Raw genomic sequence first — 24,763 nt, forward strand, 5'->3', positions numbered from 1 at the left:
CATCGCTGGCAGTTGCCTCGAAAGGTACGGCGCATCAGGCAAGAAGGAGTTTGAAATGAAAGCGCACACTCGTTCCCCGTCCCAACCTGCCAGCCCAGCGGCCACCCGCCTGTGGAGCTTCAGCACCTCGTTCCTGCTGGCGGCGGCCATCTCGACCACCAGCCAAGCCTGGGCCGCTGATACACCCAAGCCGGCCACCGACGCCACCAAGGCGGCCAACGCCGCGCTGCTCAAGGAACTGCCGTTCAACGACAAGACATCCTTCGAGCTGGCCCACAAGGGCTTCATCGCGCCCCTGCCTGCGGAGCCGATCAAGGGCGCCCAGGGCAACATGATCTGGGACCCGGCCAAGTACGCCTTCATCAAGGAAGGCGAAGCCGCGCCGGACACCACCAACCCGAGCCTCTGGCGGCAGTCCCAGCTGATCAACATCTCCGGCCTGTTCGAGGTCACCGATGGCCTCTACCAGGTGCGCAACTACGACCTGTCGAACATGACCATCGTCGAGGGCAAGGACGGGATCACCATCATGGACCCGCTGATCTCCTCGGAGACGGCCAAGGCAGCGTTGGATCTGTACTTCAAGCATCGCCCGAAGAAACCCGTGGTGGCGGTGATCTACACCCACAGCCACGTGGACCACTACGGCGGCGTGCGCGGCGTGGTGGACGAAGCCGACGTCAAGGCCGGCAAGGTGAAGATCTACGCTCCGCTGGGCTTCCTCGAACACGCGGTGGCCGAGAACGTGATGGCCGGTACCGCCATGAGCCGACGCGCCAGCTACATGTACGGCAACCTGCTGCCGCCGAACCCGCAGGGTCAATTGGGCGCGGGCCTCGGCACCACCACCTCGGCCGGTACGGTGACGCTTATCCCGCCCACCGACATCATCCAAAAGACCGGCGAGAAGCACGTCATCGACGGCCTGACCTACGAGTTCCTCTATGCGCCGGGCAGCGAGGCGCCGGCCGAGATGCTCTATTACATCAAGGAGAAGAAGGCCCTGAACACGGCCGAGGACTCCACCCACACCCTGCACAACACCTATTCGCTGCGCGGCGCCAAGATCCGCGAACCGCTGCCCTGGTCGAAGTACCTCAACGAGGCGATCAAACTCTGGGGTGACGACGTCCAGGTGATGTACGCCATGCACCACTGGCCGGTCTGGGGCAACAAGGAGGTGAAGGAGCAACTGTCGTCCCAGCGCGACATGTACCGCTACATCAACGATGAAACCCTGCGTCTGGCCAACAAGGGCTACACCATGACGGAGATCGGCGAGCAGGTGAAACTGCCGAAGGCGATCGCCAGCAAGTTCTCCAACCGCGGCTACTACGGTTCGCTGAACCACAACGTCAAGGCCACCTATGTGCTGCACTTGGGCTGGTTCATCGGCAACCCGGCCACCCTCAACGAATGGCCGCCGGAAGAGCAGGCCAAGCGCTACGTCGACATGATGGGCGGCGAAACGGAAGTGCTGAAGAAAGCCAAGGCCTACTACGACAAGGGCGACTACCGCTGGGTGGCCGAAGTGGTGAACCACGTGGTGTTCGCCAACCCCAACAACCAGGCGGCGAAGGACCTGCAGGCCGACGCGCTGGAGCAACTGGGCTACCAGGCCGAAAGCGGCCCGTGGCGCAACTTCTACCTCACCGGCGCCCAGGAACTGCGCAATGGCGTGGCCAAGCTGCCCACGCCTAACACCGCGAGCCCGGATACCGTGCGCGCCATGGACCTGGACCTGTTCTTCGACTACCTGGCCATGCGCCTGAACGGGCCGAAGGCCGAAGACAAGAAGATCACCTTGAACTTCGACTTCACCGACCTCAAGCAGAAGTACGCCCTGGAAATGGTCAACGGTGTGCTCAACCACACCGCAGACATGCAAGCCAAGGACGCCGACGCCACCGTGACCTTGACCCGTGACACCCTGAACAGGATCGTGCTGCAGGAAACCACCCTTAAGGACGCGATTGCCAAGGGTGACATCAAGGTGACGGGTAGCGAAGGCAAGCTGGAGGAACTGGTGTCTTACCTCGACAACTTCGACTTCTGGTTCAACATCGTCACGCCCTGATGCTCCAACTGATGCTTCTAGGCATCGAGGCAAGCCATTGGCCAATGGCTTGCCTTTTTTTGCCGAGAGTCGGCAAGTGGGGCTGAGCGCTGAGCTCTTCCAGCAGCCCCGTCTACCTGCCATTTGGTGCCTAAGCGACGACCTGGCTGTAACCGCGCCTCGCGCTGGATGCCTTAAGCAAGAAGGTACGGATCATGGACACTATTCGCGGTACCGCATTTCTGCAGTTTGGCGATCTGCTTGCCGAACACGGGGCATCCCTTAGGGAGCATCTCGCTCCGCATCGTATCGGCATGGACGTCGTAGGCGATTACGAGAAGAAGTTCTCCTACAGAAGTCTTGTGCAAGTTTTTGAAGGCAGCGCGCACGCTCTGGAAATGCCCTACCTCGGCATGGAACTGGCTACCCGTCAAAAGTCGACGCTGCTCGGTCCGCTACAACACCTAGGGCAGACGGCACCGACCGCCGGAGAGGGATTAGCAGCCGTTGTACGCTACATGTGCGTGTACAGCCCTTCGATCCTATTTCATCTGGAACGTCGCCCCGGCTGTACCTTGTTGTGCTTCGACAACGCCTTGCCGTGCATCCAAGAGATTCCTCAGATAGTCGAAAAGTCGCTGCTGCACGGCAAGCTGTTGATGGCCGAACTGCTAGGCGACTCATTCCGACCAACGACTGTACTGCTGCGCCATCAACCTCAGGCGGATCTCGCGGAGTACCAGCGCTACTTTGGTTGTCAGGTTCGGTTCGGCCAGGATCAGAACGCGCTCGCGATTAGACTGAAGGACATGCAGCGCCCCTGCGTTCGGCACGACCCGATGCTGCACTCCATCGTGAAGTTCTACCTGGAAGCCCATTCGGACACGAATGAGAAGCTGGGCTTCGAGGTAGAACGTCATATTTATGCGTTGCTACCCAAACAACGCTGCAATTTGGAGCAGATTGCCCAACTGCTCGACCTGCACCCCAGGGCGTTGCAGCGGCGCCTGGCCAATGACGGTATCGATTTCGAAGAGCGCGTCGATGAGATCCGCCGGCACCAAGCCGAACAACTGCTAGGGCAGTCAAAATTGACGATTGGACAGATTGCCCAGGAACTCGGTTACCGGCGGACATCGTCCTTCTGCCGCGCACACCAACGCTGGTTCGGCATTTCTCCTAATGAGCATCGATATTTGTTGAGAACCTGAGCGGGTACATCGGTGCCTGCCGATTGCTTCGTGATCAAAGGGGGTTCCATGCGAGTTGTATCGTTACGCGTGTTGTCCGCGGTGCTCGCGTGCCTGGGTACATCACCGGTACTGGCCGGCTCTGCGGGTTTTGCCGGTATCGCCGCCAGTGCCGACAGCGCCGAGACCGCCAGCGACAACCCCGCCGGCATGGCGCGGCTGGATAAGCCCACGGCAACGATCAGCCTGTTGCAGGCGACCGGGATGGGCAAATTCGAGGTGGACGAGGGACAGACCACCACCAGCGGCGGCGACCCGGACAACGATCTCAACCCCGTCATGGTGCCCCAGGCCTACTACGTCAGGCCGCTCACCGACGATCTGCATGCTGGCATTTCGCTCACCATTCCTTCCGGGTTCGGCTCGGAATACGGCTCCGACTGGGCCGGCCGCTACTACACCGATAGCTACTCGCTGGTGTACGTCGCCGTGACACCCGCGCTGTCCTGGCGGATCAACGAGCAGTGGTCGGTGGGGGCCTCGCTGGGCATCAACTACATCTCGTCGCAATCGGAGGTAGTCCTCAACACGCTGACGCCGGGTGCCGGCGATGGAAAGCTGGAGGCCGACCTTGACGGAGTGGGCACCAACTTCAGCCTGTCGTTGCTGTGGGAGATGACCGAGAAGACCCGCTTCGGCCTGGTCTATACGAGCGAGTCAAAGACCGATATCGACGGCGACCTCAAGTTCCGCAACCCCGGGCCGGTAATCGGCGGGCTGCTGGAGAGGGGCATCCTGGATGACGAGATCGAGGTCGAGCAGGTGATGCCCCAGCGCATCATCGGTGGCGTGTACCACGAGCTGGATTCGGGGGCGTTCATCGTCGCCGACATCGCCTGGGTGGAGTTCTCGAAGTTCGGCGCCAACTCCATCTCCATGGATGGCACCACCCTCGACCTGGAAGACGGCGGCTTCAACAACTTCTGGGCCGGCACCCTGGGCTACGGTTTTCCGGCTAACGGCGGCCTGCGCTATACCCTCGACACCTTCTACGTTCAGGCTCCGGTGGACGACGACAAGCGCACTCTGGCCCTGGCCCTGGACCGCATGTGGGGTGTCGGCGCTGGGGTGCAGGTGGACTACGGCAATGGCAAGGCCATGGAGTTCAACCTGCACCTGGTGGACTTCGGCAAGTCCCCCGTGGATACCGGCCCCTCGGCGGTACGTGGCCGGGTGGTGGGGGAGACCGAGCATCCCTACGCCGTGATCATTTCCGGGGCGTACCACTTTTAATTCTGCGGGTGCGGAAAGAGTTGCCCTGAATGTGTATCCCTGTCGGGGCCAAGCGAGAGATAGGAATGTCTTCTATTGGCCGACAGCAGCACTACATCCCCCACCTACGCACTTCAAAGCCGGGAAACCGACAACAATGTGCTTTTGCCGTCCAAACCGACACCGCTTGCAGGTCCGTCCGTTGGGTTTCGCTTCGCTCTAGCGGAACGCCGCCCGCACCAACCTACGTCGCTTTTCTCGCGCACAAAAAAAGCCCGCCATGAAGGCGGGCACAAGCCGTCCAGCATAAAACTCAGTAGGCGTCGTCCATGCCGTCGTCGATGGCGATGCCTTGTTCGCGCATCTGTTTGATCAGGCCTGCGCGGGTTTCGGGCAGGTTGAGCAGGGCGACTTTGCGGACTGCGGCCACTTCGGCCTCGGTGTAGGGCTGGTAGTTGTCCGGCACGCTCATGCCGGCCATGCCGTCCTTGCGCATCAGCCAGTTGAGCAGGTCGGCCAGTTGGGCGTTGTTCAGCGCCGACTGGGACATGCCCGGCACTCGCACCAGGAACTCACGGCCGCCTTCTACCTTGAGGAAGTTGCCGACGAAGTCCTTCATCTTCGGTGTGTCGTTGGCCTTTGAGCCGGTGCCGTCGCCCAGGTGGCAGCCGGCGCATTGCAGTTGGTAGTTCACCGGGGTGCTGTAGCCCGCCTGGGCGATGGGCTTTTGCAGCTCTTCGTTGCCCGGTGCGTGTTTCTGGTTCGGGTCCGGAATGGCGCGGGCCAGGGCCAGCGGGGCCGCCATGGCGCACATCAGTCCAGCAATCAACAGGTAACGCATGGCGGCCCTCCGGGGTCAGATCGCGACGCCGCGGATGATGGAGACGGTGCAGTGGTAGATGTGCGATTTAGCCGCCAGGCACCAGTTCACGTCGTTGTTGTTGAACGGACGGTACATCGGCTCTTCGCTGTCGTTGCGGGTGCAGGCGCACTGGGCGCAGCTGTGCTTACCGCAGCAGTCGTTGTAGGAAATGATGTAGTCCTTGTTGTCGGCCGGGTTGCGGCAGGTACCGATCCAGGTCACCTGGGAGGCCTCGGTGCCGGGCGGGCAGGAGGTCACCGAGCCGCCGCAGCAGCTGCACAGGAAGCCGTCGATGGAGCAGTAGCGCCAGTAGTCGCAGCTGTTGGGGTCACCCGGATCGCCGGCTTTCGGGGCTTCGGCGGCCAGGGCCTTGCTGGTGCGGTCGATGGGCAGCAGCACCGGCAGGGCGGCGCCGGCGACCATCAGCGAACCCAGACGGGCGAGGAGTTTGCGTCGCGAAGTGGTGTCAGCGACGTGGCGCGTGGAGCGCTCGAACAGGCGGTCTAGCAGTTTCATGGAGAGCTCCCTTCCTCAGTGGTTGTGTGCGCCGTGGGCGTGCGAGTGGTTGTGCAGGTACTGCTGCAGGGTGGCGCTGCCCAGGTGCTCGGCTTCGAACAGGCTGTCGAGGTGCTCGCGGGAGTTCACCAGGCCCTTGGAGCGCAGCACGCCGGCGTTGTCGATCAGTGCGGCGTAGGGGAGCTTGCCGATCTGGTAGGTCATGCCCACTTCCGGGCCGACTACGTAGGTGGCGTCTTCCAGCTTGTGCTCGGCGATCAGCGCCTTCTGGGCATCCATGTCGCCGTCGCTGACGTAGATCACGTCGAGGCGGTCGGCCTGGTCCTTGGCGATGGACTTGATGGCCGGCAGCAGGGATTTGCAGATCGGGCAGGTGGGCGAGAGGAAGAACAGCAGTTGGGCTTTCTCGCCGGCATAGCCGAAGTTGACCGGGCGGCCGTTACGGTCGGCGGCGGTGACCTTGGGGGCGGGTTCGTTGACGGCCACGCCTTTGTCGACCATCAGCGCGCCGGCCGGGGCCAGGCGGCCGTGGAGTACGCCGATCTGGCGAACCAGGCCCATCACGGCGAAGGCCAGGGCAATCAAGAGGCACCAGAGCAGGACGTTGGAAACGATCAGGGCTTCCATAATTCACCTTCCAATAAGTTTGAGCAGACGGGGAGCGTTGGCCATCAGGCCATCGGCAGCGGCATAGATGAGCAGGGCCACGGCGCTGGAGGCGATCACGACGAAGCTGTCGAAAACGCCCAGCTCGCGGCTGAGGGGGGCGAGGCTGGCGATCAGCGCCAGGCCCACCAGTACGGCGTTGCGGGCCAGCAGCACCGGACGGATCGGCTGGGCCTGTTCGGGGCCGGCGCAACCGCAGTCGATGTCGCGGCGGCCGCGCCACAGGTTGATCGCGATGGCCCCGGCGTAACCGGCCAGCAGGGCGGCGGCGACCCATGCGGCAACCGGGCGGCTGGCGGGTACCAGCAGGGCGAAGGCCACGGCCACTTCGATGAAGGGCAGTACCCGTGCTACCGGGCGTACCAGGCCGCGCGGCAGCAACTGGTAATCCTCCACCTGGTTGGCGAAGCGCGCCGGCGCACGCAGCTTGTGGGTCGCTGCGCTGGCCAGGATCACCGCAACCGCAACGGCGGCGGCGATGACGAAGATAGGATCAGGTTGCATGGCTGCACCTCGTCAGTGGCTGAGGACCTGGATCGGCGTCTTGGCGATGCGTTCCATGGTGCCGGTGTGCTTGCCGCTCTTCAGGTCGAAGACTTCCAGGCCGCCGCTGATGTTGGTGCCCAGCAGCAGGGGCTGGTCATCGCTGGTGGCGTGCAGGCTCCAGATCGGGTTGGGTGCTTCCAGGGTGCCGATGCGCTTCTGGGTCTTGAGGTCGTAGACCCAGACGAAGGGGCTCGGGTCTTCCCACTTCATCGGCTCATGGGCGTCATGCATCAGCACGTAGAGGCGGTTCAGCTTGGGCGCGACGGTGATCAGCTGCCAGCCGCCCGGTGCCCAGCCGGCCTTCTTCTCGGCGGCATCGCTCACCAGATCCCAGGCCTCGAGGATTTTCGGCGACTTGCCGGAGAAATCCACGCCGCGCACGGTGCCGGTGGTGGTGACGAAGTAGTAGGTGTCACCCACGGCGTAGGCGCGCTCCACCAGCTTCTCGGCGTTCGGGTCGAAGAAGGCGGTGTGGGTCCGGGAGATTTCCTTGCCTTCGTCGTTCAGCGTCACCAGTTGCAGGTTGCCGTCGCCACACAGGGAGGCGAAGGAGCGCTTGCCCACCGGGTAGTTGAGCACGCAGCCGGGAATGGCGATCTCGGTCGCGACGGCTTTCGCCTTGGTATCGACCACGGTCACCGAGGTGGACGGGGTGAAGTTGTAGACGTAGACGAAGCGGTCATCGGCGCTGGTGCCCAGGGCGTAGCGCTGGGTCAGGGTTTCGGCGCGCTTGGTGGGGATCAGCACTTCCCAGGACGGCGACAGGTTGCTGGTGTCCCAGGCGGTCAGCACGTCGGTGCGGGTGCCACGGGTTCCACGGGAGTAGAACAGGTCGGCGGTGTACAGCAGCTTGCCGTCGCGGCTCAGGGTGGAGGGCGCGGCAAAGCCGGTGCTTACCATGCCGAGCATCTTTTTCTTCTCGGGATCGACCACGGTCACGCGGCCGGCGACGAAGTTCTCGAACTCCACGTCGACGATGTAGGCGCGGTGCGGTTCCGGTGGGAAGGGCAAAGTGGTCTGGCCGATGCCTGGATCAGCGGGCAGCTCGGCACTTGCGTTGCCGAGGCCGATGAGCGAGACGCCCAGGGCCAGCGTTGATTGGGCGAGGATCCTGGTTATTCGCATAGGGGCGGCTCCCTGAATTATTGGTCTTTATCGCGGGTGCAGGGCAGAAATCTGCAGTCCTAGTCTGCCTCTGGCTGCCGGCGGGGAGCTTGTTGTCCGTGCCAACCCCTTGTGTGCCTGTGCCACTTCTTTTGGCAGGCTGCCAACGCTTTGGAGAATGCGACAGAAAGCATAGACCCGGCGGGGGGAAGCTCAGGCAGGGAGAATGAGTGGTGGAATTGCATCGGGGGGGCAGCTGCGCCGCCCTTGGCGATTGAAATGGCTCTGTCTGCATTACGTGTTGTAGGTAGCTGCATTGCCCGTAGGCGCTGGCTTGCCAGCGAATGGCGGCGTTTCGCTGGCAAGCCAGCTCCTACAAGTCTCTAGGCCCGAGGGTGAATTTCTCGCAACCGCTAACGCAGACATAGCGATTGAATTCGCCCTTACAAGGAGCCGCGAGGCCGTCAGGTCCCTGACTTCAGCTTCGTCCAGGCACGGGTGCGGGCGCGTTCGGCGTTGCGCTCCAGCGGTATCAGGGTGAAGAGCGTGGCCTGGGCTTCGGCGGTGGGGTAGAGGTTGGGGTTGTTGCGGATTTCCGGGCTGACCAGGGCGGTGGCGTCCTTGTTCGGGTTCGGGTAACCGACGAAGTCACTGACCGGGGCGATCACCTGGGGCTGTAGCAGGTAGTTGATGAAGGCATGGGCGTCTTCGGGGTTCTGCGCGCCCTTGGGAATGGCCAGCATGTCGAACCATACCGGTGCGCCTTCCTTGGGCAGGCGCATGTCCACCACCACCCCGTTGCCGGCTTCCTTGGCGCGGTTGGCCGCCTGGGAGAAGCTGCCGGAGTAGCCCACGGCCACGCAGATGTCACCGTTGGCGATATCGGCCATGTATTTGGAGGAGTGGAAGTAGGCGACGTTGGGGCGGATCTTCTGCAGCAGCGCGCCGGCCTTGTCGTAGTCCTTCGGCTCGTTGCTGTTGGGCGGCAGGCCCAGGTAGTGCAGGGCGATGGGCAGGATCTCCGACGGCGAGTCCAGCAGGGCCACGCCGCACTGCTTGAGCTTGGCGATGTTCTCTTCCTTGAAGATCAGGTCCCAACTGTCCACCGGGGCATTCTCGCCCAGGGCTGCCTTGACCTTGGCCGGGTTGAAGCCGATCAGCACCGTTCCGTACATGTAAGGCACGGCGAAGCGGTTGCCCGGGTCGTTGGCCTCGATCAGCTTCATCAGCTGCGGGTCCAGGTGGTTCCAGTTGGGCAGCTTGCTGCGGTCGAGCGGCTGGAACACGCCTGCCTCGATCTGCTTGGCGAGGAAGACGTTGGACGGCACCACCACGTCATAACCCGAATTGCCGGTGAGCAGCTTGGCTTCCAGGGCCTCGTTGGTGTCGAAGATGTCGTAGATCAGCTTGGCGCCGTTCTCCTTCTTGAAGGTGTCCAGGGTCTGCGGGGTGATGTAGTCGAACCAGTTGTAGACACGCAGGGTGCGCTCTTCGGCCAGGGAATGGGTGGCGAGCAGGCCGCACAAGGCGGCGCCAAGAAGGCGGGGGAGTGTGTGTTTGATCAATTGCGGCAACCTTTGGGTGAGCTGAGTTGGGCCTAAATCGATATCTATCCGTTCAGGTCGCAATTCTGTAAGCAAATGCCGCGCCATGTAGGTGGGAAGGCCGATATACATCGATAAAACCCCAAAAAGACTGGGCGCGAGGGGAAGCGGGGATTACCGGGCGTAACGGCCGATGGCACCGGGCTACCCAAGTGAGTTCAAACGAACCCCTACACGATCACCCGCACCAGTTGCCAGGCAGCGAAGCCCAGCAGAAAGACCCCGGCGGTGCGGTCGATCCATTGCATGGCGCCCACGCCCAGCCGATGGCGAATCGTGGAGACGCCAAGGCTCAAGGCCAGCCACCAGAGGGCGGAGCCGAAGAACACCCCCAACACCATGACCAGGCCATCCGCTCCGGAAAGGGCCTTGCCGCCGGACAGCGTGGCGAAGATGGCGATGAAGGAAAGGATGGTCAGCGGGTTGCTGAGGGTCAGCACGAACACCGAGGCGAAGGCCGGCAGTGCGCGCACCGGGTCGCCTGCGCTGGCGGCGCGATCCGGGGGCGTTGCGCGCAGCATCTTCAGGCCCATCCAGGCCAGGAACAGGGCGCCAGCGAGCGCGAGTGGCGTGGACAGCGCGACGAAGACGCGGGTGATGGCGCCAATGCCGAAGGCCCCCAGCGCGCCGTAGCAGGCATCCGCCGCTGCCGCGCCCAGGCCGCTGATGAAGCCAATGCGCGCGCCGTGGCCCAGGGTGCGCTGGATGCACAGCAATCCGATGGGACCAACCGGGGCGGCGATGGACAGGCCGATCAGGACGGACTTGAGAAACAGCAGGGCTTCCATGCGCAGGCTCCGGAGGCAGTGGACATGGCGAATATTCTGCGCTGCACTGCCTGGAGCTTGAATGCAGGAACTACGGTAGTTTCGTCGGATCGCTTGAATATTTAACGAGATGAGGTGGGGAGGCCTGAAAAATATGGAGCTTGACGCAAAGTCCTGGAAGATCCTGCAAGTCGTGCAGCGCGAGGGGCGTATTTCCCTGACCGACCTGGCCTCGCGGGTAGCGCTGTCGCTGCCGGCCACCTCCGAGCGCCTCAAGCGCCTGGAAGAGGCCGGCGTGATCGAGGCCTACCGCGCTGCGGTTTCGGCGGAGAAGGCGGGCTACTCGGTCATGGCGCTGATCGGCATGACCACTCCGCAGCCGCAAAAGGCGCGGCTGATCGCCCAGTTGCAGCAAATGCCTGAAGTGCTGGAGTGCCTGCACGTCACCGGGCAGGACTCCTTCATCCTGCGCGTGGTCACCCGCGATATCCGCCACCTGGAACGGTTCGTCGGCAGCATCAACCACTTCGGCGAAACCCGAACCTCCATCGTGATGTCGGCACCCATTCCCCTACGCGGAGTAGAACCGCCGGATGGGTGACAAAACCGTGTAGGGGCGATTTCAATGGCTATGTCTGCGTTGGCTGTTGCGAGAGATTTGCCATCGGTCCAAGAACCTTGTAGGAGCTGGCTTGCCAGCGAAACGGGGCCATTCGCTGGCAAGCCAGCTCCTACGAGCAATGCAGCTGCCTGCAACACGTATTGCAGACATAGCCATTTCAATCGCCAAGGGCGGCGAAGCTGCCCCCCGGTCATGAAGCCCGGACCTGCGGCCCGGTTGGCCAATGAACTCGCCCCCACAGATGGAGCAATCCATCTTCTTGGCTCGAATGGCGGCAATCTGCCATACGGTCTCACTGCCCATTCCGAGTTTGTTTAGAATGCCTCCCGTTTTGCCGTCCGTTCTGGGGCGGCTCTTTCGAATGAAAGGTTCTTCATGCTCACCGGCAGCTACGACTACTCCCTTGCTCTCATTTCCCTGCTGGTGGCCATCCTGGCGTCCTACACGGCGCTGGACCTGGCCGGGCGGGTGGCCCGTAGCCAGGGACGTGGCGCGGTGCTGTGGATTGCAGGCGGTGCCATCGCCATGGGCATTGGAATCTGGTCCATGCACTTCATCGGCATGCTCGCCTTCAGCCTGCCCATTCCGCTGGGCTACGACCTGCCGTTGACCCTGCTGTCCCTGCTGATCGCCGTGCTGGTATCCGGTTTCGCCCTGTGGCTGGTGAGCCAACCCGAGCAGCCCCTCTGGCAGTTGCTCTGTGGCGCCGTGACCATGGGCGCTGGAATCAGCTCCATGCACTACCTGGGCATGCACGCCATGCGCATGGTGCCGGGAATCGACTACGACCCCGGCCTGTTCTACCTCTCCCTGGCCATCGCCGTTGCCGCCTCCGGTGCGGCGCTGTGGATCGCCTTCCGTCTGCGCCACGACACCCCCTATGTGCGCCTGGCGCGAGCGGGGGCGGCCCTGGTGATGGGCGCGGCCATCGTCGGCATGCACTACACCGGCATGGCGGCGGCGAACTTCCCGCTGGGCAGCATCTGCGGCGCGGCCGTTGCCGGCCTCGACAGCCGCTGGCTGGCCAGCCTGGTGATAGTGGTCACCCTGGCGATTCTGGCCATCGCCCTGCTGACCTCGGTGCTGGATGCCCGCCTGGAGGCGCGCACCGCCCAGCTCGCCAGTTCCCTGGAGCGTGCCAACCAGGAGCTGACCCACCTGGCTCTGCACGACAACCTCACCGAGCTGCCCAACCGCACGTTGCTGGAGGACCGCATCGACCAGGCGATCCACAAGGTCAATCGCAATGGCGGATGCTTCGGCCTGCTGTTCATGGACCTGGATGGCTTCAAGCCGGTCAACGACGCCTTCGGCCACCATGTGGGCGACCTGTTGCTGCGGGACGTGGCCCAGCGTCTGCGCGAACACCTGCGCGCCGAGGACACCCTGGCGCGCATCGGCGGTGACGAATTCGTGCTGCTGGCCAGCCTCGGCGAGCCGAATGACGCAGTGACCCTTGCCAGCCAACTCGTCGCCCTTGTGGGCAGTGTCTTCGAGGTGGCTGGCCAGGAGCTGCGGGTGTCCACCAGCGTCGGCATCGCCCTCTATCCCGGCGATGGCGCCACCCGCGAAGAGCTGCTGATGAATGCTGACGCGGCCATGTACCACGCCAAGGGCGCGGGCAAGAACGGTTATAGCTTCTTTGAACAGTCGATGAACACCAACGCCCGCAACCAACTGCAGCTGCTCCACGACCTGCGCCAGGCGCTGGATGCCGGTGAGCTGGTGCTGCACTACCAGCCCAAGTTCGCGGCCGGTGACGGTCGCCGGGTGATCGGTGCCGAGGCGCTGCTGCGCTGGCAGCACCCACGCCGGGGTCTGCTGATGCCCGACCAGTTCATCGAACTGGCGGAGAAAACCGGGCTGATCATTCCCATCGGCAATTGGGTGTTGGACCAGGCCTGCCGGCAGATGAGCCAGTGGTACGCCGAAGGTCGACGCGACTGGCGCGTGGCGGTCAACCTGTCGGCCCTGCAGTTCTGTCATGCCGGGCTGATCGACAGTGTCCAGGCGGCCCTGGAGCGATATGCGCTGCCGGCCAACTGCCTGACCCTGGAGATCACCGAAACCACTGCCATGCAGGACGCCGACACCAGCCTGGGCATCCTCGGTCGACTGGCGGAAATGGGCGTGGACCTGTCCATCGACGACTTCGGCACCGGCTATTCCAGCCTGCTGTATCTCAAGCGCCTGCCGGCCAATGAGCTGAAGATCGACCGGGGATTCGTCCGCGACCTGGAGCGCGACAGCGATGACGCGGCGATCATTTCTGCCATCGTCGCACTCGGCCAGGCGCTGGACCTGCGCATCGTTGCCGAAGGGGTGGAGACCGAGTCCCAGCAGGCGTTCCTGACCGGCCTTGGCTGCGATTCGTTGCAGGGTTTCCTGTTCGGCAAGCCCGTTCCGGCGGATCAGTTCATGGTCGGGGTCGAGGCGCTGGCCTGAAGGAGGGCAGTGCATATGGCGAGCCGTTGCGCTAATTTCATACCCCCCGGGGTAATCGCCAGCAGAGACAGCCAATGACCAACGAAGTGGTGGCCGCCCATCAGGACGCCATGCTCAAGCGCCTGGCCCGCGTTGAAGGGCAGATTCGTGGCCTGCAGGCGATGATCCGCCGTGGCGATGACTGTGAAGCTATCGCCCAACAGTTCAGCGCCTCGCGCAAGGCGCTCGACCGTGCCTACCAGCAGATGCTGATGTGTCTGCTGGAAGAGGCCATGCTCGACCCGGAGCAGGATGCAGGCGACACCCTCGAGCGCGTTCGCGCCATCTTCACCAAGTACACCTGAGTTTTTCGTGGCGGCGTTAGCAGCCCGTCGCATAGGGTCTTGAGCGTCTGGATCACATACCCCTGGGGGTATATGATCACGCCACCTGAAGCCTTGTGGCCGTCGCGGCCCGGAGTCCCTATGACAATCGACTGGCTCTCTTTCACGCCCTGGAGCGCCCTGGCCGGTGGCGCGCTGATCGGCTTGTCCGCCAGCCTGTTCATCCTCGCCAATGGCCGCGTCGCCGGCATCAGCGGCCTGCTTGGCAGCCTGCTCGAGCGCGCCGGTGATGGCCTGGGCGAGAAGGCCCTGTTCCTCCTCGGCCTGTTGTTGGCGCCGGTGCTCTGGACGGCAATCGCCGGGGCGCCGCAGGTGCGGATCGACGCGGGTTGGCTGGCGCTGCTGTCTGCCGGCCTGCTGGTGGGGGTGGGTACCCGCTACGGTTCCGGCTGCACCAGTGGCCACGGCGTCTGCGGACTGGCGCGCCTGTCGCCGCGCTCGCTGGTAGCGACCCTGGCCTTCATGGCGATGGGGTTCCTCACCACCTATGTGATGCGACATCTGATTGGAGGTGGCCTGTGAACAAGCTCAGTGCTTTTCTCGCCGGCCTGATATTCGGTCTGGGTCTGCTGCTCGCGGGCATGGCCGACCCGGCCAAAGTGCTTGCCTTCCTCGATCTGGCCGGCGCCTGGGACCCGTCCCTGGCCCTGGTGATGGCCGGTGCCATCGCCGTTGCGTTGCCGGCCTTCAGCCTTGCCAGGCGACTGCCGGAGTCCTGGCTGGGGCAGCCGATGCAACTGCCCGCCAAGCGTGGCCCTGATCGCCGGCTGATCGGCGGCAGCCTGCTGTTCGGTGCGGGCTGGGGCATCGCCGGCATCTGCCCGGGCCCGGCTGTGGTACTGCTGCTGACCGGCCATTGGCAGGCCTGGCTGTTTTTCCTGGCCATGCTGGGCGGGATGCTCCTTTACGCAGGCCTGGACGGTGGGTACAGGCGGCTGAGCCTGAAACTAAGCTGAAGAAACCAGGATTGGAGCTCGCACTATGAAACCGCGTGTGGAAGCCTTCTTCGACCCGGCCACCTGTTCTTACAGCTACGTCGTCAGCGATCCGGCCAGCGGTCGCTGCGCCATCATCGACCCGGTGCTGGACTACTGCGCCGCCAGCGGTCGCACGTCCCATGCCGGGGCCGAGCGCATTGCCGCTTACGTGCGGGAGCAGGGCCTGACGGTTGATTGGCTGCTGGAAACCCACGTCCATGCCGATCACCTTTCGGCCGCGGCCTGGCTCAAGCAGGAGCTCGGCGGGCGCCTCGCCATCGGTGGGCTGATCACCCAGGTGCAACAGCGCTTCGGCGCGCTGTTCAACGCCGGAAAGGACTTCGCCACCGACGGTCGCCAGTTCGACCGCCTGCTGCAGGACGGCGACCGTCTGGCCATCGGCGAGCTTGAGCTCCGCGCCCTCCATACGCCGGGCCATACCCCGGCCTGCATGACCTACCTGATCGGGGACGCCGCGTTTATCGGCGACACCCTGTTCATGCCCGACTACGGAACCGCCCGCTGCGATTTCCCAGGGGGCGACGCCCGTGCCCTGTACCGTTCCATTCAGCGCCTGTTCGCGCTGCCGGATGAAACCCGATTGTTCCTCTGCCATGACTACAAGGCACCGGGCCGCGACGAATACTGCTGCGAATCCACAGTGGCCGACCAGCGCGCAGGAAACGTCCATGCCCACGAACGCATCGACGAAGACGCCTTCGTCGCCATGCGCACCACACGGGACGCCACCCTGGCCATGCCGGCGCTGATCCTGCCGGCGGTGCAGGTGAACATGCGCGCCGGCCAATTGCCGCCGGCCGAAGGCAATGGCATCCGCTACTTGAAGATTCCCCTCGATACGCTCTGAATCTTCATTTCCGCCTAGCCGACATCCCGCTATCACTCGCACGGACGCCCGCTAAAGGGACGCCCTCCGCTCACCAAAGCTGCGGCAATCCACCGCACGCAGGTTCGGCTTCCGGCCCTGAAACCCGGATGCTAGAGTCGCCGCCCATGAAAATCGCCCGCCAAGACCGCTCGCTGATTGCCTGGATGCTGTATGCCTGCGTCCTGTTCAATCTGTTCGCCTGTGGTTTGCACCACGGCCAGGCGATGGGGCTGGAGCTGAGCGGTCTGGGCGGGGCGTTCTGTTCCACCGTATCCGATGCCGGCCCGACCCTGGATGGCGACTTGAGCGGCAGTGCCAGCAGCGGCTGGACCGGCGCCTTCAAGTGTCCCGTTTGCGGCACCGTCACCCTCGGCATCGCTGCACTTTTCGTCCTGGCCTGGTTGCTGCGCCCGTCCCGAGTGCCGCAACCAACGCCGGAACACCCTGGAAACACCCACCCGCGCTTCAACTGGCCCCCCGCCAACCCCCGAGCTCCCTAGCGGCGTCACGCCGACTTCCGCGCATTTGTCGCGCGGCGGTCGCCCGTGCCTGACCGGTCTGCAGACCGGATTACAACAACGCCAGTACAAGACCTTAGGGAGTGCGCCATGCACAACGTCTCCATGCTCAGCCTGCTTGCCATTTCGGTGGCGCTGGCCAACTTCGCCCACGCTGAATCTGTGGAACTGGACAACACCCTGGTGCAAGGGGAGTACCGCAAGGACCCCACCGCCCCGACCATCGCCGAGAAGAAGGAAGAGTTCTCCCGCATCCCCGGCGGCGCCGGGGTGGTGGACGCGGAAACCTACAAGACCGGCCGCAGCAGCACCCTGCAGGACGCCCTGGGGATGGCGACCGGCGTATTCATCCAGCCGCGCTTCGGTGCCGAGGAGGCGCGCCTGTCGATCCGTGGCTCGGGCCTGCAACGCACCTTCCACGGTCGCGGCCTGCTGCTGATGCAGGACGGCGCGCCGGTGAACCTGGCCGACGGCAGCTTCGATTTCCAGACCATCGAGCCCCTGGCCACCGACCACATTGAAGTGCTGCGCGGCGCCAACGCCTGGCGCTACGGCGCAGCCAATCTGGGCGGCGCCATCAACTTCGTCAGCCCCACCGGCAAAACCGCTCCGCCAGTGACCCTGCGTGCCGAGGGCGGCAGCTTCGGCTATGAGCGTCTCTACGGTGCCTTCGCCCAGGACTTCGGCAACTGGGACGGCTTCGTCAGCCTCAACGGCTACAACCAGGACGGCTACCGCGACCATTCGCGGCAGGAGAACCAGCGCTACTTCGCCAACCTCGGCGGGCTGATCAACGAGGACCTGGCGACCCGTTTCTACTTCACCCATGTGGAAACCGACTCCGACCTGCCGGGCAGCCTGACCAAGGCGCAGATGCGCCGCGATCCGGAGCAGGCGTCTGCCAGCAGCATCAGCGGGGACCAGCAACGTGATTTCGACCTCAATCGCGTCGGCAACATCACCGCCCTGCAACTCGGCGGCGGCCACAGTCTGGAACTGGCCACCTTCTACAGCGAGAAGAAACTGTTCCACCCGATCTTCCAGGTGCTCGACATCAACAGCGAGGACTACGGCGCACGCCTCTCGCACAAGTGGCAGAACGACGAGGGCTGGCGCTGGACCGGCGGCGTGGAAACCAGCCATGGCCGCAACTGGGACTCGCGCTATGTGAACGTTGGTGGCGAGAAGGGCCGCAAGGTCAACGAGCTGCACCAGACCGCACGCAACGTCAACGCCTTCGGCGAGCTGGAAATCCCCCTGGCCGAGCGCCTGCCGCTGATCGGCGGTGCGGCCTGGCTGCACCAGGAGCGCGACGTCGATGACCGCCTGCGCTGCAATGCCTTCGTGACGGCGGTGTGCGTGCGCCAGGATGAGTCTTTCAACAAGAGCTACATCGGCCGCCTCGGCCGGGTCGGCCTGCGCTATGAGCTGAACGAGGACGTGGTGCTGTTCACCAACTTCAGCCAGAGCTTCGAGCCGCCGACCTTCAGCGAGCTCACCGGTGGCCAGGTGATCACCGCCAACGATGCGCAGAAGGCCAATACCCTTGAGGCGGGCATGCGCTGGCAGCGTGATGACGTTGACCTCGACCTGGCCGTGTACCGCAGCGAAATCCGCGACGAACTGCTGGCACTCAACGACGGCAATGGCCAGCCGCTGGGCACCATCAACGCCGACCGCACCATCCACCAGGGCATAGAGCTGGGCGGCGCCTGGACCCTCGGTCAGTTCGTGCTGCGCGGCCAGTACCTGCTCAACGACTTCCGCTTCGACGACGACGATGTCTATGGCGACAACCGCCTGGCCGGCCTGCCGCGCCAGTTCATCAAGGGAGAGGCGCTGTGGCAGCGTGAAGGCTGGTACGCCGGCCCGACCTTCGAGTGGGTGCCTAACCACTACAACGTCGACCAGGCGGAAACCCTCTATGCCGACGGTTATTCCATCTGGGGCCTGAAAGGGGGTTACCGCCCGGCGGAGGGCTTCGGCTTCTTCATCGAGGGCCGCAATCTCTCGGACAAGACCTATGCCGCCACCACCGGCGTGATCGCCGATGCCCGGGGCCTGGACAGCGCCCAGTTCATGCCGGGCGATGGTCGTAGCGTGTACATCGGCCTGGAGTGGCGGATGTGACGGCGGCGCTGGGAAGCCTCGCCCCCCAGCGCCTGACCTGGCGCCAGCGCGTGCTGTCGTTGGACGGCTAGCCACCGGGCGTGTTGGCTGCGGTCGGCGAACCCGCCGAAGCGACTGCCCGGGAGCGCGATACAGCGACTGGCTGAAGGGCGGTTTTCCTCCGATGTAAGGACTGGGCTTTCTCGCAGGGGCACATACCCTTGAGGTTAAGGCCCCAACTGCCCAAGGGCCGGGAGCAGCCCCTATGAGCAGTCGTGCGTTCTCCCGCGTTCGCCGCAATCGCCGTTGGCCAGTGACAGGCGCCTGCCTCTGGCTGTTCCTGATGACCCTGCTGGGGGCCGAGTTGGCCGGTGGTGACCTGCGGGGCGCCTTCCCCGACGAGGGGCATGGCCAGGGCCAGGGCAGGGGACGGACGGAAAGGGGGCACGAGGGCACGGGCTTATAATGGCCGGTGCAGTACTTCCAGAGTTCAAGCACCCCCGCCATCCAGCTTTTCGCGCTCGTGCCAACTCTGACGGACGGTCGGGGCCTCGCGGCCCCCTGCCACCGGAGGAGAAAGGCGATTCGCCCGGCCACCCCGTTCGGCCAGCGGCAGTCCAGCGGTCCATTCATCCCGGAGCGCCCTTCGGGCCCCGCAGCCCCCACCCTTGCGACAAGGGTATTCGGCCTGGCGCCATTCTCCGTTCAGCGACCACCCGCCCCACCCAGGGCGGGTGCCTGACAGGAGCTGCAGTCATGAAAAGAACAATTGCGCTCTCCATCCCCTTATTGCTGCTTGCCGGCGCCCTGGTCTCCACGGCGTTGGCGGAGGACGATCTGCTGCGCTTCAAGGGCGGTATCGGTGTGTTGCCCCTGTCCAGCGGTCAGGGCACTGAAGCCATCGCCACCGTGGTCAACCGCAACATCGTGCGCGGGGTGCAACCGGCCGGGCAGATCTGGCTGATCCGCAGCTTTGATGCGCAGCTCAGTATTGCCGGGGCTTTCCGGGCAGAAGGTCGTGGACTGATCCTGGGTGGCGGCAACAACATCGGCAGGGCCACCGGGCAGTCCGTGTTCGCCACCCTGTTCTGCGGCAGCGTGGCGCCTTTCACGGAAAGCAGCACCGACCTGCTTGGTGTGCCGCTGGACGAGGAGGGTGACTTCAGGATCAACGATGTCTTCGACCCCGTGCCGCCGAACCCTTGCGACAGTCCGGTGCTGCTGATCCGCAATGCCGCCAATGCGAGCTGGTTCGCAGCGGGCATTCCGCGGAGCAACGACCGGGTGGATGAGCCTGACGACGAACCACCGATGGGCGATGTGCCCATGCCGGTTACGCCCTGAGGTCTTGAGCGGCTGACCATCGCTGATGATCCAGCCTCCCGATATACTCGCCGGCATCTTCCCCAACCGATACGACAGGAGGGTGCCGTGGACTACCTCGGTGCGTTGCTGGCCATCTCCGGCGTACTGATGCTGAGCGTCGTCAGCCCCGGTCCCAATTTCGCCATCGTCACTTCCACGGCGACCCTGCGTTCCCGTCGTGCCGGCGTCGCCACCGGGCTGGGCCTGGCGGCTGCCTCCGCCACCTGGGCACTGCTGGCCGTGGCCGGCCTGGGGCTGATCGTGTCGCAGGTGGAATGGCTCTACCTCGGCATCAAGCTGGCCGGTGCCGCCTACCTGATCTGGCTCGGCGGCCGGATGATCCTCGGGGCGCGCAAGCCCCCGGTTGCCACGCCTGATGCACTCGAGTCCGGGGTTTTCGCTGCCGCCCGCAAGGGTTACCTGGTCAGCATGACCAATCCCAAGGCCCTGGCCTTCTACGGCAGTATTTTCGCCGTGATGGTCCCGGTCCACGCGCCGGTCTGGTTCCATGCAGCCATCGTCGTCATCGCCGCCGGATTCTCCGGCCTGTGGTACTGCAGCATGGCACTGCTCTTCTCCAGCCCCGCAGTACGCGGCGGCTTCATGCGCTTCAAGGCGGTGTTCGAGACCCTGATGGGCGTGTTCCTGCTGGGCCTGGGCGGACGGTTGCTGCTCAGTCGCTGAGCACCAGGGCGAGACGTGCAGTTCCGTAGGATGCGGTGGAGCGGAGCGATACCCATCAGAGCGTGTGTCGATGCGGCCGAAGGGCGAACCTGCGGTCCACTTGGCGATTGAAATGGCTCTGTCTGCATTACGTGTTGCAAGCAGTTGCATGCCCGTAGGTTCTTGGCCCAATGGTGAATCTCTCGCAACAGCTGACGCAGACATGGCGATTGAAATCACCTCCACAGGAAAGTCGAGTGCCCTGAGAAGGGGCATGCTGGCTACGTAGTATTACGTAGTCGTGCTTCGTAGTTGTGCGAATGTCTCCGCGGGCTCAAGGCGCCGATAGTGTCCGCTGCCCCTATCCGGGCATAAACAACAACAAAAGCCGCCGCAGGTAACCCCCAGCGGCAGGAGACAATTCAATGACTCAACTGGCTACTCGAATCGCCTGGTTCGCCGTTGCCCTGCTGGGCGCAGTTGCGCTTGGTACCGTGGCGCTGCGCCGGGGCGAAGCCATCAACGCCCTCTGGATCGTTACTGCTGCAACCGCGATCTACCTGATTGCCTACCGCTACTACAGCCTGTTCATCGCCAACAAGGTGATGCAGCTGGACGCCTCCCGCGCAACACCTGCAGTTCTCAACAACGACGGTCTGGACTACGTTCCAACCAACAAGCACATCCTCTTCGGTCACCACTTCGCCGCCATCGCCGGCGCCGGCCCGCTGGTGGGCCCGGTACTCGCCGCTCAGATGGGCTACCTGCCCGGCACGCTCTGGCTGATCGCCGGTGTGGTCCTGGCCGGTGCGGTGCAGGACTTCATGGTGCTGTTCCTCTCCACCCGTCGTAACGGCCGTTCGCTGGGTGACATGGTTCGCGAGGAGATGGGCCGTATTCCGGGCACCATTGCCCTGTTCGGCTGTTTCCTGATCATGATCATCATCCTTGCGGTGCTGGCGCTGATCGTGGTGAAAGCCCTGGCCGAAAGCCCGTGGGGCATGTTCACCGTGATGGCGACCATCCCCATCGCGGTGTTCATGGGCGTCTACATGCGCTACATCCGCCCGGGCCGCATTGGCGAGATTTCCGCCATTGGCGTGGTGCTGCTGCTGGTGTCCATCTGGCTCGGCGGCATCGTGGCTGCCGACCCGGTGTGGGGCCCGGCCTTCACCTTCACCGGCGTGCAGATCACCTGGATGCTGATTGGCTACGGCTTCGTCGCTGCCGTGCTGCCGGTGTGGCTGATCCTCGCCCCGCGTGACTACCTGTCGACCTTCCTGAAAATCGGCACCATCGTTGGCCTGGCCATCGGCATCCTGGTTCTCGCGCCGGAGCTGAAAATGCCGGCGTTGACCCAGTTCGTCGACGGCACCGGCCCGGTGTGGAAGGGCACCCTGTTCCCGTTCCTGTTCATCACCATCGCCTGCGGCGCGGTGTCCGGCTTCCACGCGCTGATCAGCTCCGGTACCACGCCCAAGCTGCTGGCCAACGAAACCCACGCCCGCTACATCGGTTACGGCGGCATGCTGATGGAGTCCTTCGTCGCCATCATGGCCATGGTTGCTGCTTCGGTGATCGAGCCGGGCGTGTACTTCGCCATGAACAGCCCGGCCGCGCTGGTGGGCAGCGACGTGCACACCGTTGCCGCCACCGTCAGCAGCTGGGGCTTCGCCATTACCCCGGAAGTGCTCCAGCAGACCGCTACCGATATCGGTGAGCACAGCATCCTGGCCCGTGCCGGTGGTGCGCCGACCCTGGCCGTGGGTATCGCGCAGATCCTTCACCAGGTGCTGCCGGGTGAGAACACCATGGCCTTCTGGTACCACTTCGCGATCCTCTTCGAAGCGCTGTTCATCCTCACTGCTGTGGATGCCGGTACCCGTGCCGGGCGCTTCATGCTGCAGGACCTGCTGGGCAACTTCGTACCGGCCCTGAAGAAGACCGAATCCTGGACCGCCAACGTCATCGCCACCGCCGGCTGCGTGGCCCTCTGGGGCTGGCTGCTGTACCAGGGCGTGATCGATCCGCTGGGTGGTATCAATACCCTTTGGCCGCTGTTCGGCATCTCCAACCAGATGCTGGCGGGTATTGCGCTGATGCTGGGCTGCGTGGTGCTGATCAAGATGAAGCGTCAGCGCTACGTCTGGGTCACCCTGGTGCCGGCCGTGTGGCTGCTGATCTGCACCACCACCGCAGGCCTGATCAAGCTGCTCGACCCGAACCCGGCCGTCGGCTTCCTGGCCCTGGCCCAGAAGTACAGCGATGCCGCCGCCGCCGGCCAGATCCTGGCCCCGGCCAAGGACATGGGGCAGATGCAGCACGTGATCTTCAACGCCTACACCAATGCCGGGTTGACCGTGCTGTTCCTCTTCGTGGTGATGAGCGTTCTGTTCTTCGCCATCAAGGTAGGGCGCGGTGCCTGGATGAAGACCGAGCGCACGGACAAGGAATCGCCGTTCCAGCCGATTCCGGACGCTTGAGGAGACCGCGAGCATGTTCAATGACCTCGGCCGCATGGGTAAGTACCTCGGGCAGGCCGCGCGCATGCTCGTGGGCATGCCCGACTACGACAACTATGTCGAGCACATGCAGAGCAAGCACCCGGACAAGCCGGTAATGAGCTACGAGGAATTCTTCCGCGAGCGGCAGGATGCCCGCTATGGCGGCGGCAAGGGACGGCCCATACGCTGCTGCTGAACCTTCGATGCGTTAACCTGAGCGCCACGCCTGTCGTGGCGCTTTTTACTTGTAGGAGCGAGCTTGCTCGCGAACGGTTTTGCCCGGGCTTTTCGCGAGCAAGCTCGCTCCTACGGGTTCGCTCCTGATTCCGAGGAAACCTCCGATGTCTGCCCATCTCCCCATTCCCGTCACCGTGCTCAGCGGCTTCCTTGGTGCCGGCAAGACCACCCTGCTGAAACACATCCTCAAGGCCGATCACGGCCTGAAGATCGCCGTGATCGAAAACGAGTTCAGCGAGACACCCATCGACGGCCAGTTGCTGGGCGATGAGCCGGTGCAGGTGATGACCCTCGCCAACGGCTGCGTCTGCTGCTCCATCCACGTCGAACTGGAGAAGGCGCTGTTCCTCCTGCTGGAGCAGCTGGATGCCGGCGAGCTGGCGTTCGACCGTCTGGTGATCGAATGCACCGGCCTGGCTGACCCGGCGCCGGTGGCGCAGACCTTCTTCGCCGATGAAGAGCTGTGCGAGCGCTATGTGCTGGACGGCATCATCACGCTGGTGGACGCGGTGAACGCTGAGCGCCACCTGCAGGAAACCATGGCCCAGGCCCAGGTTGGCTTTGCCGACCGTATCCTGGTGAGCAAGCGCGATCTGGTGGATGAGGCGCACTTCGATGCCCTCTGCCAGCGCCTCTCGCGCATCAACCGTCGCGCGCCGATTCGCGTGGTGGACCACGGCCGCATCGATCTCGCCGAGTTGCTCGACGTGCGTGGCTTCAACCTCAACGCCGATGTTGGCCCGGCAATGACCCTTCGCCCCCTCGTGCCGGCCGGTACGCCGGATCGCATCGGCACCCTGGTGTTGAAAAGCGAGCGCCCGCTCGACATCGACCAGCTCAGTGCTTTCATGGAGCAATTGCTGGAGGAGCATGGCAATTCCATGCTGCGCTACAAGGGCGTGCTGTCCATCGCCGGCGAAGAGCGCCGCCTGGTGTTCCAGGGTGTGCTGAGGCTCTATGGCTTCGACTGGGACAGCGAGTGGCAGGCTGGGGAAGTGCGCGAGAGCGTGATGGTCTTCATCGGCGACCGGTTGCCGGAAGAGCAGATTCGCGCGGGGTTCGAAGCGGCGCAGGTGTGATGCCAGCTCCGCGAGTGAGTCGGTCCGCTCGGATCGACGCGTAGGATGGTGTTGAGCAAAGCGATACCCATCAGTGGAAGCGATGGGTATCGCCGTTCACAGGCTTACCAGAGCGGCAGCACGTAGCTGAGGATCAGGCGGTTTTCGTCGATATCGCTACCGAAGTTGGTGGAGCGCACCGTTGCATTGCGCCATTTGACGCCGAAGTTCTTCAGCGGGCCTTCCTGGAAGACGTAGGCGATGTCCATGTTGCGTTCCCACTCCTTGCCGTCTTCACGACCGGCACCCAGGTCGATGTTGTCGCCGGTCAGGTAGCGGGTCATGAAGGTCAGGCCGGGAATGCCGAGGCTGGCGAAGTTGTAGTCGTAACGGGCCTGCCAGGATTTCTC

At 64.0% G+C, this 24,763-nt stretch carries 25 protein-coding genes; 17 read left to right on the top strand and 8 right to left on the bottom strand.

Annotated features, from left to right (window positions below; all coding sequences use genetic code 11):
* Positions 1 to 55 precede the first annotated feature (55 nt).
* The 3 genes from G559_RS0120755 (at position 56) to G559_RS0120765 (ending at position 4,539) form a co-directional block, all read left to right on the top strand.
* Positions 56 to 2,077, top strand: coding sequence for an alkyl/aryl-sulfatase (locus G559_RS0120755; RefSeq protein WP_081668123.1), 2,022 nt, complete (start codon positions 56 to 58; stop codon positions 2,075 to 2,077).
* Between the two features lie 194 nt (positions 2,078 to 2,271).
* Positions 2,272 to 3,267, top strand: coding sequence for an AraC family transcriptional regulator (locus G559_RS0120760; protein ID WP_028630091.1), 996 nt, complete (start codon positions 2,272 to 2,274; stop codon positions 3,265 to 3,267).
* Positions 3,268 to 3,315: 48 nt separating this feature from the next.
* Positions 3,316 to 4,539, top strand: coding sequence for an OmpP1/FadL family transporter (locus G559_RS0120765; protein ID WP_081668124.1), 1,224 nt, complete (start codon positions 3,316 to 3,318; stop codon positions 4,537 to 4,539).
* 292 nt (positions 4,540 to 4,831) lie between these two features.
* On the opposite strand, the gene G559_RS0120770 is transcribed toward G559_RS0120765, so the two are convergent.
* The 7 genes from G559_RS0120770 to G559_RS0120800 all read right to left on the bottom strand — a co-directional run bounded on the left by G559_RS0120770 (position 4,832) and on the right by G559_RS0120800 (position 10,604).
* Complete coding sequence (locus G559_RS0120770; RefSeq protein ID WP_028630093.1) at positions 4,832 to 5,359, bottom strand: hypothetical protein; 528 nt, start codon at positions 5,357 to 5,359, stop codon at positions 4,832 to 4,834.
* Between the two features lie 15 nt (positions 5,360 to 5,374).
* Entirely contained in the window at positions 5,375 to 5,896 is a 522-nt protein-coding gene (locus G559_RS0120775) for a methylamine dehydrogenase light chain (RefSeq protein WP_028630094.1), read from the bottom strand.
* Positions 5,897 to 5,911: 15 nt separating this feature from the next.
* Positions 5,912 to 6,523, bottom strand: coding sequence for a methylamine dehydrogenase accessory protein MauD (mauD, locus tag G559_RS0120780; RefSeq protein ID WP_028630095.1), 612 nt, complete (start codon positions 6,521 to 6,523; stop codon positions 5,912 to 5,914).
* Positions 6,524 to 6,526: 3 nt separating this feature from the next.
* On the bottom strand, positions 6,527 to 7,066 hold the full coding sequence (locus G559_RS0120785) for a MauE/DoxX family redox-associated membrane protein (RefSeq protein WP_028630096.1): 540 nt from the start codon (positions 7,064 to 7,066) through the stop codon (positions 6,527 to 6,529).
* A 12-nt stretch (positions 7,067 to 7,078) separates the two neighbouring features.
* Complete coding sequence (locus G559_RS0120790; protein ID WP_028630097.1) at positions 7,079 to 8,233, bottom strand: amine dehydrogenase large subunit; 1,155 nt, start codon at positions 8,231 to 8,233, stop codon at positions 7,079 to 7,081.
* A gap of 443 nt (positions 8,234 to 8,676) precedes the next feature.
* On the bottom strand, positions 8,677 to 9,738 hold the full coding sequence (locus tag G559_RS0120795; protein WP_245586527.1) for a polyamine ABC transporter substrate-binding protein: 1,062 nt from the start codon (positions 9,736 to 9,738) through the stop codon (positions 8,677 to 8,679).
* A gap of 248 nt (positions 9,739 to 9,986) precedes the next feature.
* Complete coding sequence (locus tag G559_RS0120800) at positions 9,987 to 10,604, bottom strand: LysE family translocator (protein WP_028630099.1); 618 nt, start codon at positions 10,602 to 10,604, stop codon at positions 9,987 to 9,989.
* 133 nt (positions 10,605 to 10,737) lie between these two features.
* Between G559_RS0120800 and G559_RS0120805 the strand changes: the two genes are divergently transcribed.
* The 14 genes from G559_RS0120805 to yjiA all read left to right on the top strand — a co-directional run bounded on the left by G559_RS0120805 (position 10,738) and on the right by yjiA (position 24,374).
* Entirely contained in the window at positions 10,738 to 11,184 is a 447-nt protein-coding gene (locus G559_RS0120805) for an Lrp/AsnC family transcriptional regulator (RefSeq protein ID WP_028630100.1), read from the top strand.
* Between the two features lie 396 nt (positions 11,185 to 11,580).
* Complete coding sequence (locus G559_RS0120810) at positions 11,581 to 13,650, top strand: putative bifunctional diguanylate cyclase/phosphodiesterase (protein ID WP_028630101.1); 2,070 nt, start codon at positions 11,581 to 11,583, stop codon at positions 13,648 to 13,650.
* A gap of 74 nt (positions 13,651 to 13,724) precedes the next feature.
* Entirely contained in the window at positions 13,725 to 13,994 is a 270-nt protein-coding gene (locus G559_RS0120815) for a metal-sensing transcriptional repressor (RefSeq protein WP_028630102.1), read from the top strand.
* 120 nt (positions 13,995 to 14,114) lie between these two features.
* Complete coding sequence (locus tag G559_RS0120820; RefSeq protein ID WP_028630103.1) at positions 14,115 to 14,555, top strand: YeeE/YedE family protein; 441 nt, start codon at positions 14,115 to 14,117, stop codon at positions 14,553 to 14,555.
* Positions 14,552 to 14,989 carry a DUF6691 family protein gene (locus G559_RS0120825; RefSeq protein ID WP_028630104.1) on the top strand — a complete coding sequence of 146 codons (438 nt, stop codon included), beginning with the start codon at positions 14,552 to 14,554 and terminating at the stop codon, positions 14,987 to 14,989. Before G559_RS0120820 ends, G559_RS0120825 begins: the two co-directional genes overlap by 4 nt.
* Positions 14,990 to 15,014: 25 nt before the next feature.
* The gene (locus G559_RS0120830; RefSeq protein WP_028630105.1) at positions 15,015 to 15,878 is read left to right on the top strand and encodes an MBL fold metallo-hydrolase; all 864 of its coding nucleotides are present in this window, start codon (positions 15,015 to 15,017) and stop codon (positions 15,876 to 15,878) included.
* Between the two features lie 146 nt (positions 15,879 to 16,024).
* On the top strand, positions 16,025 to 16,399 hold the full coding sequence (locus G559_RS0120835) for a DUF2946 family protein (protein WP_028630106.1): 375 nt from the start codon (positions 16,025 to 16,027) through the stop codon (positions 16,397 to 16,399).
* A gap of 108 nt (positions 16,400 to 16,507) precedes the next feature.
* Entirely contained in the window at positions 16,508 to 18,547 is a 2,040-nt protein-coding gene (locus G559_RS0120840; RefSeq protein WP_028630107.1) for a TonB-dependent receptor family protein, read from the top strand.
* A gap of 244 nt (positions 18,548 to 18,791) precedes the next feature.
* Positions 18,792 to 18,992: a hypothetical protein gene (locus G559_RS0120845; protein ID WP_028630108.1), complete on the top strand. Its 201-nt coding sequence runs from the start codon at positions 18,792 to 18,794 to the stop codon at positions 18,990 to 18,992.
* Positions 18,993 to 19,282: 290 nt separating this feature from the next.
* The gene (locus G559_RS0120850) at positions 19,283 to 19,870 is read left to right on the top strand and encodes a hypothetical protein (protein ID WP_028630109.1); all 588 of its coding nucleotides are present in this window, start codon (positions 19,283 to 19,285) and stop codon (positions 19,868 to 19,870) included.
* An 87-nt stretch (positions 19,871 to 19,957) separates the two neighbouring features.
* Positions 19,958 to 20,575 (top strand): LysE family translocator, encoded by a 618-nt coding sequence (locus tag G559_RS0120855; protein WP_028630110.1) that lies wholly within the window; start codon positions 19,958 to 19,960, stop codon positions 20,573 to 20,575.
* Between the two features lie 404 nt (positions 20,576 to 20,979).
* On the top strand, positions 20,980 to 23,037 hold the full coding sequence (locus G559_RS0120860; RefSeq protein ID WP_028630111.1) for a carbon starvation CstA family protein: 2,058 nt from the start codon (positions 20,980 to 20,982) through the stop codon (positions 23,035 to 23,037).
* Between the two features lie 13 nt (positions 23,038 to 23,050).
* Positions 23,051 to 23,254, top strand: a complete 204-nt coding sequence (locus G559_RS0120865; RefSeq protein WP_028630112.1) for a YbdD/YjiX family protein — start codon at positions 23,051 to 23,053, stop codon at positions 23,252 to 23,254.
* A 145-nt stretch (positions 23,255 to 23,399) separates the two neighbouring features.
* Positions 23,400 to 24,374: a GTPase gene (gene yjiA, locus G559_RS0120870; RefSeq protein WP_028630113.1), complete on the top strand. Its 975-nt coding sequence runs from the start codon at positions 23,400 to 23,402 to the stop codon at positions 24,372 to 24,374.
* 104 nt (positions 24,375 to 24,478) lie between these two features.
* On the opposite strand, the gene G559_RS0120875 is transcribed toward yjiA, so the two are convergent.
* Positions 24,479 to 24,763: OprD family outer membrane porin (locus tag G559_RS0120875; protein WP_028630114.1), on the bottom strand; the 285-nt coding region annotated here is incomplete at its 5' end.

The organism is Metapseudomonas resinovorans DSM 21078 (genome assembly GCF_000423545.1).
In the GTDB taxonomy this organism is placed as follows: Bacteria; Pseudomonadota; Gammaproteobacteria; order Pseudomonadales; family Pseudomonadaceae; genus Metapseudomonas; species Metapseudomonas resinovorans.